The 905-nt window shown below is 52.2% G+C and carries 2 tRNA genes and 2 rRNA genes; all 4 read right to left on the bottom strand.

The annotated features are described in order from the left end of the window. Positions 1-271, bottom strand: a 23S ribosomal RNA gene (locus tag CRJ00_RS01435); the annotation flags it as partial. Positions 272-413: 142 nt separating this feature from the next. Continuing rightward, positions 414-487, bottom strand: a tRNA-Ala gene (locus CRJ00_RS01430). A gap of 10 nt (positions 488-497) precedes the next feature. Beyond that, positions 498-574, bottom strand: a tRNA-Ile gene (locus CRJ00_RS01425). Positions 575-699: 125 nt separating this feature from the next. Then, positions 700-905, bottom strand: a 16S ribosomal RNA gene (locus CRJ00_RS01420); the annotation flags it as partial.

The raw sequence follows: 905 nt of genomic DNA, 5'->3' as shown, positions 1-905 counted from the left end.
CTGCCGTAACAGGTATGGTTTGGGCTCTTTCCCGTTCGCTCGCCACTACTTGGGAAATCATTGTTATTTTCTCCTCCTACGCTTACTTAGATGTTTCAGTTCGGCGCGTTCGCTTCATTTGATGGCATGTCTTCAACATGCCGGGTTGCCCCATTCGGAGATCCACGGATCGATTCGCATTTGCCGATCCCCGTGGCTTATCGCAGCTTATCACGTCCTTCATCGCCTCTGAGAGCCTAGACATCCCCCGTGTGCCCTTGTTTACTTTCTTCACGTCACCATCCCTTTTGCCAGATGATGCGTTGCTTTGGATCCATGCCCGTGGGCACTTCTCCTCTGTTGTCTTCTCTTGTTATCTCTTTTCTTCCAATATGTCAAAGAACTCTCATCCCTTCCCCTTGCGGGAAGGCCTGTGGAGAATAACGGATTCGAACCGTTGACCCCCTGCGTGCAAGGCAGGTGCTCTAGCCAGCTGAGCTAATTCCCCTTCCGTATCCTGGTAGTCCCGAGCAGATTTGAACTGCTGACCCCTACATTATCAGTGTAGTGCTCTAACCAACTGAGCTACGGGACTAGCTAACCTTCATCTCTCTCTCGGTGACCCCATCCTGGACATCGTCCGGGCGGGCACTTTCTTCTTTATGAGTCTGTTATCCTTATTATGATCTGTTCTGCAGCGAGGCCGGGTACAGGCCCCAGAAAGGAGGTATTCCAGCCGCACCTTCCGGTACGGCTACCTTGTTACGACTTAGCCCCAATTACCGGTTTTACCCTGACACGCTCCTTGCGGTTACATGCTTTAGGTACCCCCAGCTTTCATGGCTTGACGGGCGGTGTGTACAAGGCCCGGGAACGTATTCACCGCGTCATTGCTGATACGCGATTACTAGCGAATCCAACTTCAC

The organism is Sphingobacterium sp. 1.A.4 (genome assembly GCF_002734245.1).
In the GTDB taxonomy this organism is placed as follows: domain Bacteria; phylum Bacteroidota; class Bacteroidia; order Sphingobacteriales; family Sphingobacteriaceae; genus Sphingobacterium; species Sphingobacterium tenebrionis.
This window is presented reverse-complemented; position numbering and strand designations above follow the sequence as displayed.